14 protein-coding genes, 1 riboswitch and 1 other annotated feature are annotated in these 17,388 nt (G+C 38.5%); of the genes, 1 reads left to right on the forward strand and 13 read right to left on the reverse strand.

The window, feature by feature from the left end:
• Positions 1 to 2 precede the first annotated feature (2 nt).
• Positions 3 to 1,757 carry a succinate dehydrogenase flavoprotein subunit gene (sdhA, locus tag LBYS11_RS16600; RefSeq protein ID WP_004226429.1) on the reverse strand — a complete coding sequence of 585 codons (1,755 nt, stop codon included), beginning with the start codon at positions 1,755 to 1,757 and terminating at the stop codon, positions 3 to 5.
• 66 nt (positions 1,758 to 1,823) lie between these two features.
• Positions 1,824 to 2,432 (reverse strand): succinate dehydrogenase cytochrome b558 subunit, encoded by a 609-nt coding sequence (locus LBYS11_RS16605; RefSeq protein WP_004226428.1) that lies wholly within the window; start codon positions 2,430 to 2,432, stop codon positions 1,824 to 1,826.
• A 272-nt stretch (positions 2,433 to 2,704) separates the two neighbouring features.
• Here LBYS11_RS16605 and LBYS11_RS16610 point away from each other — a divergent pair, with 272 nt between their 5' ends.
• The gene (locus tag LBYS11_RS16610) at positions 2,705 to 3,139 is read left to right on the forward strand and encodes a YslB family protein (RefSeq protein ID WP_048393678.1); all 435 of its coding nucleotides are present in this window, start codon (positions 2,705 to 2,707) and stop codon (positions 3,137 to 3,139) included.
• 98 nt (positions 3,140 to 3,237) lie between these two features.
• On the opposite strand, the gene LBYS11_RS16615 is transcribed toward LBYS11_RS16610, so the two are convergent.
• The 11 genes from LBYS11_RS16615 to LBYS11_RS16665 form a co-directional block, all read right to left on the reverse strand.
• Positions 3,238 to 4,464 (reverse strand): aspartate kinase, encoded by a 1,227-nt coding sequence (locus LBYS11_RS16615; protein ID WP_103118619.1) that lies wholly within the window; start codon positions 4,462 to 4,464, stop codon positions 3,238 to 3,240.
• Positions 4,465 to 4,597: 133 nt separating this feature from the next.
• Positions 4,598 to 4,775, reverse strand: a riboswitch (Lysine riboswitch).
• 107 nt (positions 4,776 to 4,882) lie between these two features.
• Positions 4,883 to 6,673, reverse strand: coding sequence for an excinuclease ABC subunit UvrC (uvrC, locus tag LBYS11_RS16620; RefSeq protein ID WP_048393674.1), 1,791 nt, complete (start codon positions 6,671 to 6,673; stop codon positions 4,883 to 4,885).
• Between the two features lie 123 nt (positions 6,674 to 6,796).
• Positions 6,797 to 7,108, reverse strand: coding sequence for a thioredoxin (gene trxA, locus LBYS11_RS16625; RefSeq protein ID WP_004226420.1), 312 nt, complete (start codon positions 7,106 to 7,108; stop codon positions 6,797 to 6,799).
• Between the two features lie 121 nt (positions 7,109 to 7,229).
• Entirely contained in the window at positions 7,230 to 8,546 is a 1,317-nt protein-coding gene (locus LBYS11_RS16630; protein WP_284705897.1) for an amino acid permease, read from the reverse strand.
• Between the two features lie 91 nt (positions 8,547 to 8,637).
• Positions 8,638 to 8,871 (reverse strand) — a binding site (T-box leader).
• A gap of 139 nt (positions 8,872 to 9,010) precedes the next feature.
• A complete protein-coding gene (locus LBYS11_RS16635) occupies positions 9,011 to 9,988 on the reverse strand; it encodes an electron transfer flavoprotein subunit alpha/FixB family protein (protein WP_054549982.1) in 978 nt (325 codons plus the stop codon).
• Between the two features lie 47 nt (positions 9,989 to 10,035).
• On the reverse strand, positions 10,036 to 10,809 hold the full coding sequence (locus LBYS11_RS16640; protein ID WP_004226415.1) for an electron transfer flavoprotein subunit beta/FixA family protein: 774 nt from the start codon (positions 10,807 to 10,809) through the stop codon (positions 10,036 to 10,038).
• A gap of 114 nt (positions 10,810 to 10,923) precedes the next feature.
• Positions 10,924 to 11,697, reverse strand: a complete 774-nt coding sequence (locus tag LBYS11_RS16645; protein ID WP_004226413.1) for an enoyl-CoA hydratase — start codon at positions 11,695 to 11,697, stop codon at positions 10,924 to 10,926.
• A gap of 14 nt (positions 11,698 to 11,711) precedes the next feature.
• Positions 11,712 to 12,293 (reverse strand): fatty acid metabolism transcriptional regulator FadR, encoded by a 582-nt coding sequence (locus LBYS11_RS16650; protein ID WP_054549980.1) that lies wholly within the window; start codon positions 12,291 to 12,293, stop codon positions 11,712 to 11,714.
• A gap of 138 nt (positions 12,294 to 12,431) precedes the next feature.
• On the reverse strand, positions 12,432 to 14,126 hold the full coding sequence (locus LBYS11_RS16655; protein WP_048393666.1) for an AMP-binding protein: 1,695 nt from the start codon (positions 14,124 to 14,126) through the stop codon (positions 12,432 to 12,434).
• A 447-nt stretch (positions 14,127 to 14,573) separates the two neighbouring features.
• Positions 14,574 to 14,987 carry a DUF350 domain-containing protein gene (locus tag LBYS11_RS16660; protein WP_008179180.1) on the reverse strand — a complete coding sequence of 138 codons (414 nt, stop codon included), beginning with the start codon at positions 14,985 to 14,987 and terminating at the stop codon, positions 14,574 to 14,576.
• Positions 14,988 to 15,009: 22 nt separating this feature from the next.
• Entirely contained in the window at positions 15,010 to 17,376 is a 2,367-nt protein-coding gene (locus LBYS11_RS16665) for an endonuclease MutS2 (protein ID WP_048393664.1), read from the reverse strand.
• Positions 17,377 to 17,388 lie beyond the last annotated feature (12 nt).

The following is a 17,388-nucleotide window of genomic DNA, read 5'->3' on the forward strand; positions in this document are numbered from 1 at the left end:
TTTTAGTCTCCTTTCGCAGAGTAGTCGCGTTTACGTGGTGGGATTAATGAAACGTCGACTTCTTGGTACGTGATGATTGGATTACCAGTAGCTGGGTCAAACTTCGCCATTGTTGTTTTTAAGAAGTTCTCATCATCACGGTTAGGGAAATCAGGTTTATAGTGTGCACCACGAGATTCATTACGTAATAGTGCACCTTTTGTCATTACTTTTGCAAGCACTAACATATTTTTAAGCTGACGTGTAAAGTGTGCGCCTTGATTGCTCCATTTTTGCGTATCATTGATGTTGATGTTGTTCCAACGCTCAGTAAGCTCATCAAGTTTTTTCAATGTATCTTCAAGCTGATCATTGTAACGTACTACAGTCATTGTAGCAGTCATCATTTCACCAAGCTCTTTATGCAGTAAGTAAGCGTTTTCTGTGCCTTCCATTTTCATGATAGCATCCCATTTCGCTTGTTCCTCTTTTACACGAGCATCGTAAATCTCTTGTGGAAGATCTTCAGCATGCTTTTTAAGGTGTTTTACATAGTCTACTGCGTTTGGTCCTGCAACCATACCACCGTAGATAGCAGATAATAATGAGTTTGCACCAAGACGGTTTGCACCATGTTGAGAGTAATCACATTCACCTGCTGCAAATAGACCAGGAATTTCAGTCATTTGATTGTAGTCAACCCATAATCCACCCATTGAATAATGAACTGCTGGGAAAATTTTCATTGGTAATTTACGTGGGTCATCCCCTACGAATTTTTCGTAGATTTCGATGATACCACCAAGTTTAACGTCCAATTCATGTGGATCTTTATGTGAAAGATCTAGGTATACCATGTTTTCGCCATTGATACCAAGTTTTTGGTTTACACAAACGTCGAAAATTTCACGTGTCGCAATATCACGTGGTACTAAGTTACCATAAGCTGGGTATTTCTCTTCTAAGAAGTACCAAGGTTTACCGTCTTTATAAGTCCAAATACGACCACCTTCACCACGAGCTGATTCTGACATTAGACGGTTTTTGTCATCTCCAGGAATCGCTGTTGGGTGAATTTGAATGAATTCACCATTCGCATATGAAGCACCTTGTTGATAAACGATAGAAGCAGCAGAACCTGTGTTAATAACAGAGTTTGTTGTTTTACCGAAGATAATACCAGGGCCACCAGTCGCCATAATAACAGCGTCTGCACGGAATGATTTAATTTCTTCTGTACGCATATCTTGCGCTACGATACCACGACAAACGCCGTCTTCATCGATAATAACACCAAGGAATTCCCAGTGTTCATATTTATTTACTAAACCAGCTACTTCATGAGAACGAACTTGCTCATCTAGCGCATATAGTAATTGTTGACCTGTTGTTGCACCAGAGAAAGCTGTACGGTGCATTAAAGTACCACCAAAACGACGGAAATCTAAAAGTCCTTCTGGTGTACGGTTGAACATAACACCCATACGGTCCATCAAGTGGATAATGCCAGGTGCTGCATCACACATACCTTTAACTGGTGGTTGGTTCGCTAGGAAGTCCCCACCATAAACTGTATCATCAAAGTGGATCCATGGAGAATCCCCTTCACCTTTAGTATTTACCGCACCATTAATTCCGCCTTGCGCACAAACAGAGTGTGAGCGTTTTACAGGAACTAATGAGAATAAATCAACTTCAGTACCAACTTCAGCTGCTTTAATCGTTGCCATCAGACCGGCAAGACCACCGCCGACAACAATTATTTTGCTTTTCGCCATGATTATTTCTCACTCCTCTTAAAAAATTGCAATGATTGCATGTGCTCTATCGTAGCTTCTATTGAATTATACGAAAGCTAAAATAGCAGCCACACCAACTACACTTAGAATTACGAAAAGAATGTTTGTTACGTAAGTAGCGATCTTTTGAGACTGAGGAGATTGTGTAATACCCCAGCTTACTAGGAATGCCCATAAACCGTTAGATAAGTGGAAAGTTGCTGATAAAATACCAACAATGTAGAATCCAAGCATGAATGGATTAGCAACAATATTCGCCATCATGTCGTAATCAACGTGTGTGCCAAGTGCTTTTTGAATACGAGTTTGGAAAATATGCCATGCAATAAATATCACTAAGAATACACCAGTAAAACGTTGTAAAGAGAACATCCAGTTACGGTACGTGCTGAAACGTCCTGTGTTTGGTGTAGCAGTGAATGCAATGTAGACACCATAGAATGCGTGGAACATTAATGGAATATAGATGACAATCCATTCAACTAGGATAAGGAATGGAATCTTTTCCATTACTGCGGTAGCATCGTTGTAACTTTCTGCCCCGCCTGTTGCTGTAAAGTTAATGAACAGGTGCATCGTTAAAAACAGACCTACTGGAATGATCCCAAGTAGAGAATGTAAGCGACGCCATAAAAACTCTCGATCTTTCGACAAGACTGTTACCCCCCTTAGTACTTAAAATAGCACAACAAAAGAAGTCATCATTTTGTAAATGATACTTCATTGACTGTGTATTTCATCATGGTACAATATTATGACATGTTTATTGTACTCTCAAGAGCTACGAGCGTCAAGGCAACTCGGAGTTTTTCATAGAGCTTATTAAAGAACTAATCTAGTACATGATGCGTCGTTTTTTCTCGAAAAATCTATCATTACTTTATTACCGTTAAATTTTAAGAAAATTCTAAGAAAGAAGGATAACAATGTTAAACACTCCATCTCCTACAATCTCATCATTTGGCTATGAGATCATTCGTGATCATATTCTATCTTCTATACTCGGTAAACATGAAGATGACGTCCTTTATTGGGCAGGTAAAGAGCTTGCTCGCAAGTTCCCATGTAAAAGTCAAGATGAACTTATCGCATTTTTCGCAGATGCCTGCTGGGGTACATTAGAACTCATAAAGGAATCAAAAGATGGACGTATTTTCCAGTTGACAAATGACCCTGAAATTCTTCAAATAAAGCAGCGCAGCTTTAAACTTGAAGCAGGATTTATAGCAGAGCAAATTCAACTAGCTAAAGGCTATCTGACAGAATGCTATAATGAAAAACGGGAAAAGCAACAATACGTCATGTTTACAGTCAAATGGGACGTTAAAGAACGTATTATGAATACCATTCCCTCAGAATAATTAAAAAGGATTGTTTCCCATTAAAGAATGGGATGACAATCCTTCTTTTTTCTTCCTTTTATTTCGGTCAATTACATAAAATGCTGTTTCTTCTATTATTATATGTAAAGTGCTTGCTCTAAATTAAACTCATCATGGAGAGCATTAGCTGCTTGGATCATATCATCCTGTGGTACAACAACGGACACTTTTATTTCAGAAGTACTAACCATTTTTACAGGGATATTTTCACGACGTAACCGATCAAACATACGAGCAGCAACGCCTGGATTAGAAGCCATGCCTGAACCAATAATAGAAACTTTTGCTAGTCCAATTTCGAAGTCAGCAAAACTAAATCCAAGTGATAATTTACTATCCTCTAAAACACGTAATGCTTCCGCAAATTCCTCTTTTAAAATTGAAAACGATACAGTTGGCTTCAACCCATCAATAATGGCTTGGACAATAATATCTACATTAATACGGTTCTCTGCAAGAACCGTAAATATATCTGCTAATGAAGCATTGGAAAAAGCATCATACCCTACTGTTAAACGAATAATATCTGATTCAAATGCAACACCACGAACGACTAAATTTTTTTCCATTTCCACTTCCTCCTTCAATAAAGTGCCTACTGATTCTATTAAACTTGAACGTATAATAACAGGCATTTGAAATTTCTTCGCTAACTCCACCGCACGAGGATGTATGATATGAGACCCTAAATTCGATAATTCCAACATTTCATCATAGGAAATTTCTTGAAGCTTTTGGGCATTGGGAACATATCGTGGATCTGCTGTATAAACACCGTCCACATTTGTATACATATCTACTCTCTCCGCTTCCAACGCTATGGCAAGCGCAACAGCAGTTGTTTCAGCTCCACCTTTCCCAAGCGTGGTGATATTATGCACTTCGTCAATCCCTTGTTCTCCAGCAATAACCACAATTTGTCCCTGTGCAAAATGTTCTTCCATACGACTAATATCTATATAGTCGATACGAGCATGTCGATACATACCATCCGTATGTATACCAGCTTGCCATCCAGTTAGAGATACAGCCTCATAGCCTGCTTCCTGCAAAGCGATGGCAAATAAAGCACTAGATAATTGAGAGCCAGTTGACAAAACTGCATCTAATTCTCTTTTCGACACATCGTCAGTTAGTTGGTGTACCATCATTTTCATCTCTTTCGCAGTGTGTCCCATTGCTGCAACGACCACTACTACATCCAATCCTTTGTCCTTTTCAGCAATCGCTTTCCTAGCAGCCTCTTGGATTTGTTCAGAAGAAGCTAATGCAGCTCCTCCAAACTTCATCACGATTTTAGCCATTTCTTTCGTTCTCCCTTCCAGTTCATGTATTTCACCAAATTATGGGGGGTAAAACCGTTTCTAGAAAACTAAAAGGCAGCCTCCACATAACGTGAAAGCTGCCTATAACATGTACAATAATCATAACTTGCGCATGTGTGATAGCTCTCCGAAACGTTTAGAATCGACAGTCTTACATTTCTTAAATGCAAAACCAGTACGGCAATGGAACAACAATACTGTACTTCGGCAAGCTCCCCTTTCACACAATATCTCTGGACTTGTCCATCCTCCATCGTGTTACTCTTGAATCTTGCACCTCTATCATCACTTTAAAGTGAATGTATTCAATTCATTAAGCCTTAGCGTAAACAAACTAGTCACGCAGTTGGCTCTCCATAACATTGAAAACAATGTTATTTATAACCATAGCACATGCCTATTCCTTTGACAATGATTGTTGCTGAAAATAGCTAAAAATTTGGCTTGCTAAATTAGCGGGCATCCCAGCCTCCTGTAATGCTAGCTCGCTCGCCTCTCGAATTTTTTTGACTGAACCGAAATGTTTAAGCAGCTGTTGCTTTCGTTTTGGTCCTACCCCTTCAATATGATCTAATACAGATTGAATGGCATGCTTCTCATGCTGTTGACGCAAGAAGGTAATAGCAAAGCGATGGACTTCGTCTTGAATTCGTTGTAATAAATAAAAGCCATCACTTGTACGTTTTAAGCTAATCACTTCTGGTGGATCACCAAACAAGAGCTGAGATGTATTATGCTTATCATCCTTGGCTAAACCAGCAATCGGTATAACAAGACCAAGCTCATCTTCTAGTACTTCACGGGCTACTTCCATTTGTCCCTTACCACCATCAATTAAGACTAAATCTGGTAATGGTAGTCCTTCCTTTAAAACACGTATATAGCGACGACGTATAACCTCCTGCATTGCACCGTAATCATCATGCTTGGCTGCTGTACGCGTTTTATATTTTCGGTACTCCTTTTTCGCAGGCTTCCCATCAATGAAAACAACCATAGCAGACACTGCATCCGTTCCATGCATATGACTATTATCAAAAGCTTCAATTCGTAAAGGTGTACTAATACCCATTGCTTCACCAAGTGCCTCACAAGCACCAATCGTACGTTCTTCCTGACGCTCTATTAGCTGGAATTTAGCTGCCACAGCAATTTCAGCATTTTTGGTAGCTAATTCAACCAATTCCTTCTTTTGACCTCTTTTCGGTGTGAGCACTTTAATTTCTAATAATTCTGTTAAGATAGCTGCATCAATGGCTTGTGGAATAAAAATTTCTTTTGGCTTAATATGCTCTGGCTTTTCATAAAAGCGCCCAACAAATGTTAAAAATTCTTCCTCTGCATCTTGATAGATGGGGAAAATTGAGACATCGCGCTCAATCAGCTTTCCTTGGCGCACAAAGAAAACCTGAACACACATCCATCCTTTTTCAACAGCATAGCCAAATACATCTCGATTTGTTGTATCACTTGAAACTATTTTTTGTTTCTGCATAACCGTATCAATATGGGCAATTTGGTCTCGGAATTCCTTCGCTCGCTCAAATTCCAGGTTTTCTGCAGCTGCTAGCATTTTAACTTCAAGCTCTTTTTTGACTGCCTCCACACCACCATTTAGAAACTTCGTCATATCCTCAATCATTTCTTGATAAACCTGACCTTCAATTTCCTTCACACAAGGTGCTAAGCATTGACCCATGTGATAGTACAAGCAAACCTTGGAAGGTAATTGTACACATTTGCGCAGCGGATACAATCGATCCAATAGCTTTTTCGTTTCACTTGCTGCATAGGCATTCGGATAAGGACCAAAATATTTTGCCTTATCCTTTTTTACCTTCCGTGTCGTAATCAGACGAGGATGTTTTTCATTCGTAATTTTTAAATATGGATAGGTCTTATCATCCGTTAACATGACATTATATTTTGGATCATGTAATTTGATGAGATTCAGCTCTAAAATAAGTGCTTCAATATTTGATGACGTTACAATATACTCAAAATCTTCTATTTCACCTACAAGCCTTTGCGTTTTCCCTTCATGTGTTCCAGTAAAATAAGAACGTACACGGTTTTTTAGAACTTTTGCTTTACCGACATAAATGATAGTCCCTTGTCGATCCTTCATCAAATAGCAGCCAGGTTGATCTGGTAAAATATCCAGTTTTCGCTTTATTAAATCGTTCATTACCTACCTGCCCCCCTAAGTAAAAATTCCCCTCATTAGAATAATGTTAGTTATTTTCTTTATTATATAACGAAAAAAAGCCGAACACATCAATTGATGGCTCGGCTTTGTGAACTTCATTCATTACGCATGTTTTGCGATAAATGCTTCTAAAGCTTCTTTTGGTTGGAAGCCTACTGTTTTGTCAACTAATTCTCCATCTTTAAATAATAGTAAAGATGGGATTGACATAATTTGATACTGAGCTGCAGTACCTTGGTTATTGTCAACGTCAACTTTTACAATTTTAGCCGCACTACCTGCTGCGTCCATTTCTTCAAGAACTGGCCCAATCATTTTACATGGTCCGCACCAAGCAGCCCAAAAGTCTACTAGTACTAACCCTTCTTTAATATCGTCCTGGAACGTAGCATCTGTTGCATGTACAATTGCCATTTGAAATCCTCCTTAAACTTACTATGCTTGTAGTATAGCATGGATAAATTCACTTGAGCGAACAATCTGCCTACAATGTATTTTTTATGCAAATCTGTGTCGAAAAATCAATACACAGTCATTAATTGACTTGATAACGCCCCTTCAATACATAGGTTAACGTAATAAAAAGGTAAATAGCTAACGTAATGCCTGTCACAATAATAGATGTGGTGAAAATAATTCCGATGAGAATCGCACTTAACGCCAATATAGCTATCCAAGTCGTATAAGGGAACCATTTTACTTCATAGGCACTTGTGTGCTCTGCTTGTTTTTTACGTGATTTTAAATGTGCAATCGCAATAATTAACCAAATAAATAACACAGTATAACCAAGTGATCCCATTAGAAAATCAAATGTTTTGCTTCCCGCATATAAAGATAAAATGACGCCTAAATACATCGCTAAAGTACACATTAAAATAGCATACACTGGTACTTTTCGTTTCGATAAATAAGCAAAGATTTTAGGCACACGTCCATCTACAGCCTGTGTATATAGTACGCGTGATGATCCATACAGTCCTGAATTCATTGATGAAATAATGGCAAGTAAAACAACAGCGTTCATAATATGGTCTGCCCCTGGAATACCAACCATTTTAAAAACCATGACAAACGGGCTTTCAGGAACCCCATTTACTTCATTCCAAGGAATCAAGCTTACGATAATAAAGAATGGCAGTAAGTAAAAAGTAACAATACGTACTAATGTACTGCGAACAGCTTTTGGCACTACTTTTTCCGGATTTTTCGTTTCAGCTAATGTAATCCCGATGATTTCTGTCCCACCATAGGAGTAGATAACTACAAGCATTGCAGCAATTAATCCCGTCGAGCCATTAGGGAAAAACCCACCATGCTCCGTTAGGTTAGCAAAACCAACAGCACTATGATTTCCAAACGTCACAAGCAATAAAATAAGTCCTGCAATGATAAAGACAATAATAACAGTAATTTTGATTAATGCTAGCCAATATTCTGTTTCTGCAAAGATTTTTACGGATAATAAATTAATCGCTGTTACTAACACAGAAACAGATAGTGCCAGTATCCAAATTGGATATTCTGGTAACCAATATTGAATAAAGATAGCAGCCACGACAGACTCTGCTGCAATATTTAAAACCCACATTTTCCAGTAGATCCAATCTAGGAAATACGCAGGGTATTTACCTAACACGGATTGCACTAAATCTCTAAAGGTTCTTGCTTCTTTATTACGCACGGCCATTTCTGCTAAGCCTTGCATAACAAATAATAAAATAATGCCGCCGATTAAATACGCAATCAACACAGATGGTCCTGCCATATCAATGGCTGCACTACTTCCTTTAAATAATCCCGCGCCAATGGCACCACCTAACGCCATCATCGTGATATGACGCGAGGTCATTGTTCTTGTTAATTGTTGCTTGTTTTTTTCCACTTTCTTACCTCCTAAATATCAAAAAAGCATACCATCTATTCCTTCATCATCAAATGAAAGAAGAGACGATATGCTATCAGCAAACCGCGGTACCACTCTAATTGGCTCTTGAGAACCCAGCTTAAAAAACCTTGTAACGAAGGTTAACCGTCAAACAAATAGAATAATCTGATAATTCTATTTGTGTTACCACTCCTAGGCAAGTTCAAAGTCTTATTGGTCTGCGTTGCACCAACCCGCAGCTCTCTTCACCGAATAACGAGCTTTTACTACTCCTAATCTTTGCGTTTCAAATCATTAATGTATCCATCACTATAATGTCTATCGTTAATTATGTCAATATTTTATTTTGCAATAATTTTCAAATAGTACTTTTTAAAATGGAAAGCAATATAAAAAAGCAGGAAGGGTTATCCCTTCCTGCATCTGTATTATGCGTTCACTTTTAATGCTTTAAATTCTTCAATTAGCAGCGGAATAACTTCAAATAAATCTCCTACGATACCATAATCCGCTACTTTGAAAATATTTGCTTCAGGATCTTTATTGATAGCAACAATGACTTTTGAATTGGACATTCCAGCTAAATGCTGAATTGCGCCCGAAATACCTGCTGCAATATAAAGATCTGGTGTTACAACCTTACCTGTTTGTCCGATTTGCAGCGAGTAATCACAGTATTCAGCGTCACATGCACCACGTGATGCACCTACTGCACCGCCTAGTAAATCAGCTAGCTCTTTTAATGGCTCAAAGCCTTCTTCTGACTTCACGCCACGACCACCTGCAACAACTACTTTCGCTTCTGAAAGATCTACACCTTCTGAAGATTTACGAACAACTTCTTTAATAATTGTGCGCAGATTTGTAATCTCTACAGAGATGGCAGACACATCACCTGTTTTACCTTCTGCTTTTTCTAAAGGTGTAATGTTATTTGGACGAATAGAAGCTAAGACAACGCCTTCTTTAACTTTTACTTTTTCAAAGGCTTTACCAGAGTAAATTGGTCGGATAAATACCACATCATCGCCTGCACCTTCAATAGCAGTGACATCAGATACTAGACCTGCTTGCAATTTGCTTGCAATTTTTGGCGATAAATCTTTCCCATTTGCTGTATGACCAAAGACAATACCTGCTGGTTGTTCTTGCTCGATAACAGCTAATAGTGCTTGACTATAGCCATCAGATGTATATTGTTTTAAATGCGGGTGTTCCACTGTTACTACTCGATCAGCACCATATTCAAATAATGGACCTGTTAAACCTGCTACAGCATCTCCTAAAAGTACCCCAACAACTTCGCCACCATCAGCGATTTGTTTTGCAGCTGCAATTGCTTCGAAAGAAACATTACGTAAGCTTCCTTCACGAACTTCACTTAATACTAATACTTTTTTTGACATAGCATATTCCCTCCGTTACCCTTTAAGATTCGATTGACATCAAATAATTAAACAACTTTTGCTTCCGTGTGAAGTAGATTTACCAGTTCTTTTGCTTGTGCAGAAAGGTCGCCTTCTAAAATACGGCCTGCTGCTTTTTGAGCTGGTAAGAAGATGTCTACTGTTTCAATCTTCACTTCTACATCATCTTCATCGATATCTAAATCATCTAACTCAAGCTCTGCAAGCGGTTTCTTTTTCGCTTTCATAATACCTGGTAGAGATGGGTAACGAGGCTCATTTAAACCTTGCTGAGCAGTTACTAATAACGGTAAAGAAGTTTCAATTACCTCTGAATCCCCTTCGATATCGCGAACAATTTTCGCAGATGTTCCGTCAATTTCAAGTTTTGTAATCGTAGTTACATAATTCATATCCAATAAATCAGCAACACGTGGACCAACTTGCCCTGAACCACCATCAATCGCAACATTTCCTGTTAAAATTAAATCTGCATCTTTATCTTTTAAGTATTCTGCTAGTAGATAAGCTGCTGCATGTTGGTCCAGCTCATCTAAATCATCTTCTGTATTAATAAGCACTGCTTCGTCTGCTCCCATAGCAAGTGCTGTACGTAATTGCTTCTCTGCATCCTCGCCACCAATTGTCACCACTGTTACCTTACCACCAGCAGCATCGCGAACTTGGATTGCCTCTTCAATGGCATATTCATCATAAGGGTTGATAATGAATTCTGCGCCGTCCTCTTGGATTTTACCACCCGACACAACGATTTTTTCTTCTGTATCAAATGTGCGTTTAATTAATGCAAAAATGTTCATATATCCATACCTCCTGGAACGTTTTATAATTCTAAGTAAACTTATAAATATTATATATTTTCAGTTTCGATAACGCCGATAACATACTGAACGTTGCTATCGACATTTGGAAAATTATTTGCCAGTAAACACAGGCTCACGCTTTTCAATGAATGCTTGAATTCCTTCTTTGGCATCTTCTGTGACAAATACTGTCCCAAAGGATTTAGCCTCTGCTTCAATGCCTTCATAGAATGATGCATGCTTTGCATATTGCAATGTTTGAATAGCTGCTTTTAAAGCGATTGGGCTTTTCTTAGCAATGCTCTTAGCAATCTTTAACGTTTCTTCTAGCAATGCTTCGTCTGAGAATGAACGGTTTGCTAAGCCCCACTGAACAGCTTCATTACCAGAGATTGGTTCACTTGTAAACATCATTTCAGCAGCCTTTGCTACTCCAACATAGCGTGGTAAGCGCTGTGTACCACCAAAACCAGGAATAAGCCCTAATTGTAATTCAGGTAAACCTAATTTTGCTGATTCAGTGACAAATCGCATATGACAGCTCATTGCTAACTCAAGCCCTCCGCCTAATGCCGCACCATGGATGGCTGCAATTACAGGCTTAGAAAACGATTCAACACGCTCAAAAACCTGCTGCCCGTTGCTAGCTAGCTTTGTAAATTCCTCACCAGATTCTACCCCAATAAATTCTTTAATATCTGCCCCTGCAGAGAAGAAACGGCCTTCACCATGAAGTACAAGGACTCTTACAGCATCATCGTGTTCTACAGCATCAAGCACAGCGTTAACTTCTGCAATAATACCGCGAGATAATGCATTTGCTGGTGGACGTGCAATTGTAATAATCGCTACTCCATCTTCTACTTTCCAACTTAGAAATTCCATTTCTCCACATCCTTTTAAGCTTTAATGCCGTTCAGGATTAATGCCTGAACCTTTGGAACCTGTTCCATCAAATCATATCGATAGTCATTCATAACCCACGACGTAATAGTTTCATCAATTGTTCCAAAAACCATTTGTCGAGCCAAGCGTACATCCATCGTCTGATTGAACTCACCTGTAAGCATACCCTCGATTAAAATTTGATCAAGTAGCTGTAAATACTCGCGCAATACGGAATTAATTTTTAATCGTAAGTCTTTGTTTGACTGGCGAAGCTCTAATTGTGTGACAGTTGCTAGGTATCGATCTGTCGCTAGAACATTAAAATGATTTTCAATCATTCGTGAAAGTTTGTCTTTAGACGTACTCCCCTTTTCTATTATATCTTGTAATGACTCTACAAAAACAGCCATTTTTTCATTAAAGACAGAAATTAATATATCTTCTTTATTTTTAAAATATAAATAGATTGTTCCATCGGCCACCCCTGCCTGTTTGGCGATTTTCGATACTTGCGCTTGGTGATACCCATTTTCCGCAATAACGATGACAGCTGCATCAATAATTTGTTTATATTTTGGCTTATCTCGTTTCACTTTTATATCACCACCTAAAAAACATGCGCACGTCGATATGACGTGTTAACCTAAAAAAATATGAAAATATGAATGGTCATTCATTCATATTTTCATATTATATTTTACAGCATTGCTTGTCAATACTTTCACACGTATTTATTTCGCTTCTTTATTCGCTAATTTTGTTTTTTCTTCTTCAACTAACGTACGACGCAAAATTTTTCCTACAGCTGTTTTTGGCAGCTCTTCTCTAAATTCATAATAACGCGGAACTTTAAAAGCTGCTAGATGCTGACGGCAATATTTATTTAATTCGTCCTCAGTAATCGAATATCCTTCTTTTAATACAATATAAGCTTTAACTGTTTCACCACGATACGGATCAGGTATGCCTGCTACTACGCACTCTTGGATCTCTTCACGTTCATATAACACTTCTTCTACTTCACGTGGATAAATATTAAAGCCGCCTGCTATTATTAAATCTTTTTTACGATCTACTACATAGAAGAAGCCTTGCTCATCCATATAACCAAGATCACCTGTTAAAAACCAACCATCAGCAAATGTCGCAGCTGTATCCTCTGGACGGTTCCAGTAGCCCTTCATTACTTGTGGTCCTTTAACAGCAATTTCACCAACTTCACCAATAGGTAGCTCTTCTGTATCACCTGTACGTAAAATAACCGCTTCTGTATTTGGCCAAGGTAAACCAATTGAGCCAATCACCCGCTTCCCCCAAATTGGCGTAGCATGTGTTACAGGTGAGGTTTCTGTTAACCCATATCCTTCTACTAGCTTTCCACCAGTCACTGCCTCAAACTTCTCTTGCACTTCAATTGGCAATGAAGCAGAGCCACTTAGGCATGCCTTAATGGATGATAAATCATAATTCGCAATGTCTGGGTGATTTAAAAGGCCGATGTATAAGGTTGGTGCGCCGGGGAACAGTGTTGGTTTTTGTTTATCAATCGTCTTTAATGCCGTTTCAGCATCAAACTTCGGTAAAAGCACCATTCTATTTTGAGTAAATACAGATAAAAGCATAACAGTTGTCATGCCATAGACGTGGAAGAATGGTAGAATGCCCATAATGGTTTCTTCACCATGAACACATTTATACATCCAAGCATCACACATTGTCGTATTGGCAATTAAATTTTTATGGGTCAGCATAACGCCTTTTGGGAAACCTGTTGTCCCACCCGTATATTGAAGGAGTGCTAGGTCTTCTTCAAAATCAAATGGCATATTGTCAATTATCTTAATTGGTGCTGAACGCATTATTTCTGAAAACAGATGATTTTGGCCGCTATGTTCAACCTTGACACTAAAGCCATACTGCTTTTTTTGAATAAATGGATAGACTAAATTTTTTGGGAATGGTAAATAATCTTTAATAGCTGTCACAATGACATTTTCAAGAGCTGTCTCTTTCATAATTTTCATGACTCTCGGATATAAAATATCCATTACGAGAATAACCTTTGCTCCTGAATCAGCCATTTGATATTGAAGCTCACGTTCAGTATAAAGTGGATTTGTTTGTACTACAACAGCACCTGCATACATGGCACCATAGTAAGCGATTACACTTTGTGGCGTGTTAGGCAGCATAATTGCTACTCGATCTCCCTTTTCCACACCTAGTGCTTGTAAATAGTTTGCGAACCTTAAAGCTGACTCATATAGCTCGGTGTACGTCAAATCCTTTCCCATAAAATGAATCGCTACTTTGGATGGATTCTTTTTATAGGCACGTGTCAAAAACTCTTGCACTGGAATTTCCTCAAACGTTAAAGACGATGGTACTTCTTCAGGATAATTTGCTAGCCATGGTTTTGCTGTCATACGTCCTCTCCCCTTTGTCCCAAACTTTGTCAATTCTTATATTTATTATAATGAAAAAGAAATACAGTTTCAAACAGAAAATAGAAAATAAATGCATTTTCGATTAATTATTATGCAATTAACAACATTAATATGATTGGTATTTATCGGGATTTATTTGCATACACCTTATGAATGCTCGTTCATTCTTGAGTCACTCCATAAAAAAATAATGAGCATATTCCTATATTATAAAAATAATTTTTCTACCCTTTAATAGAGTTATATGAAAGAAAGTTAATAGGTTGTAGTAGAAATTTATGCTATGTACAATTAACAAAAAACGCATCCTCATAAAGAGAATGCGTTTTTTATTTAAATCGTTAACATATAGTAGACACCTACTGCCAAAAATGCAATACAGACAACGATTAGTACTTTTGCTAATTTTTCCATGTCATGACACTCCTATGCAATACTTGCCCCAATTACAAACGAAAGACCGACTGAAATGGTAAAGGAAATGAAACCAACTGAGCGATTATCATTGGCAATCTCTTGATCAACGTTAAAACGAGGTGTCATAAATTCAAATAAGAAATACGCTACAATCAATAATGTAAAGCCAAAAAGGCCCCAACCGATCATTTCACTTAATGTACTATGACGTGCAATGGAAAAGCGGAAGATATTACAAATCCCTAGTATTTTTCCACCTGTTGCAAGAGCCACAGCGACATTACCTTTTTTAATTTCTTCCCAATTTTTATATTTCGTAACGACTTCGAACAATGCCATCGAGACGACTAAACATAATACTACAACACTAAAATATCCTGCCGTTTCGATAATTGGATATCGCCAAAAGCCAGAATTCAGCATTTTTCTCCGTCCCCTTTATAGCTTATTTCAATTCAACAACTGTGACGCCTAAGCCCCCTTCACCGGCTTCACCAAAACGGAAGGATTTTACGCGCTTATGCTTTTTCAAATAGCTTTGAATACCTTGACGTAAAGCCCCTGTACCAACTCCATGAATAATGGACACACGACCATAATTAGATAGTAATGCATCATCAATATATTTCTCTGTTCTTACGATTGCATCCTCATAGCGTTCACCACGTAAATCTAATTCTAGTTTCACATGACTATTTCGATTTTTCACACCAGCTGTTCGTAATACAGGCTCTTTTTCAGGTTTAATATATTCCAAATCACTATCTGAGATTTTCATTTTTAAAATCCCCATTTGGACAACCCATTCGGTATTCGACACCTTTTCTAACAAAGTACCTCGTTGACCATAGCTTAACACCTTTACCTCGTCTCCGACAACTAAGTTTTGTGCACGAGCTTTGACTTGTGCCGCCTTTTTTAGCACTTTATTGTCTTCAAGTGGTGTTGCTTCTTCCAAGCGTTTACGTGCTTCAATCAATTCATGCTCCTTGACAACTTGATCAGCATTTTTACGCATTTCTCGAAGCTCTGCAATAATCGCTTCTGCTTCACGTTTTGCTTCATCAACAATTTTACGCGCCTTTTCCTTCGCCTTCTTATCAAGCGCCTCTTTACGCTCCTCATAGGCTTGCAATTTATCTTGAAGCTCTTTACGTAATGTTTCTGATTCTAATAGCAATGCATGCGAACGCTCTGCATCATCTTCAGATTGGCGACGTGTTTCTTCCAATGAGGCAATCATCGATTCAACCTCATGTCGATCGGTTCCAGTAAAGCCTTTAGCACGATCAATAATGGATTCAGGTAAACCAAGACGACTGGAAATTTCAAATGCATTTGAGCGCCCAGGTACACCGATAAGTAGACGGTAGGTCGGGCTCAAAGTTTCAATATCAAATTCTACACTGGCATTGGCTACACCTGGTCGATTATAGCCATAAGCTTTTAGCTCAGGATAGTGAGTTGTAGCCATTACACGAGCACCGCGCCCATGTACTTCGTCTAAGATTGAGATGGCTAAGGCTGCCCCTTCCTGTGGGTCAGTACCTGCCCCTAACTCATCAAAAAGAACAAGTGATTCGTGATCAAATTTTTGTAGGATGTCAACAATATTAACCATATGGGACGAGAACGTAGAAAGTGACTGCTCAATTGATTGCTCATCACCAATATCGGCAAATAATTGCTCAAATACAGCAAGTTCTGAGCCATCTAATGCTGGCACTGGTAATCCAGCTTGTGCCATTAATGTACACAGACCAACCGTTTTTAATGTCACCGTTTTACCACCTGTATTAGGACCTGTAATGACAATAGCTGTAATGTCTTTACCAAATTCAATATCATTTGGAATAGCTGATTCTATTGGTAGTAGTGGATGACGTGCACGTATTAGTCGGATATAGCCATCCTGATTCATTTTAGGCATTGTACATTTATTGGCTTGGCCATATTTGCCCTTTGCTAAAATGACATCGATATCGCCTAATACCTTCACTAAGTTAAATAAATCTGATGCTACTTCTTGCACCATTGCACTTAATGCTAGTAAAATACGTTCAATTTCTGCCTGCTCTTTCATTTTCAAGCGATGAATTTCATTGTTTGCTTGGACAACAGAATCTGGCTCAATAAATAAGGTTTGACCAGAAGAAGATTGGTCATGGACAATCCCACCATAGTGGTGACGATATTCCTGCTTTACGGGAATAACAAAGCGATCATTACGAATTGTCACAAGTGTATCAGAAAGCATTTTCGCTGCATTACTTCCCCGAATTAAACTTTCCAGCTTAGAGCGGACTTTCCCTTCTTCAGCACGCAAAGATTGGCGAATAGAGCGCAATGTTTGACTAGCAGAATCTAAGACAGCTCCATTGTCGTCAATACAGTTATTAATTTCATGTTGCAATCCTGTTAGGACAGGCATTGCTTCCTTTTTGGAGATGAAATGGGGAATATCAATCACTTCATCGGCTTCTAAATCTTCAATAAAATTACGTAGAATTCGGCTTGCTCGAATCGTGCTTGAAATTTCCATTAGTTCTACTGCTGCTAACATGCCTCCTATTTGAGCACGTCTGGCAGAGGGACGGACATCAAAAATTCCGCCCATTGGTACATTGCCCTTCACACGCAAAATGGAAAGTCCCTCATCCATTTCCTCTAATAATTGTACTACTTTATCAAAATCTGTTTGTGGCACAAGCTCCTCAATGGCAGATTTACCAATGGAGGAAGTACAATAGGAAGCCACTTGTTGCCTAACTTTATCGTATTCTAGTGTTTTCAATGCGCGTTCAGCAATCACTGAGAACACCTC

Source organism: Lysinibacillus sp. YS11 (assembly GCF_002896375.1).
GTDB classification, from domain to species: domain Bacteria; phylum Bacillota; class Bacilli; order Bacillales_A; family Planococcaceae; genus Lysinibacillus; species Lysinibacillus capsici.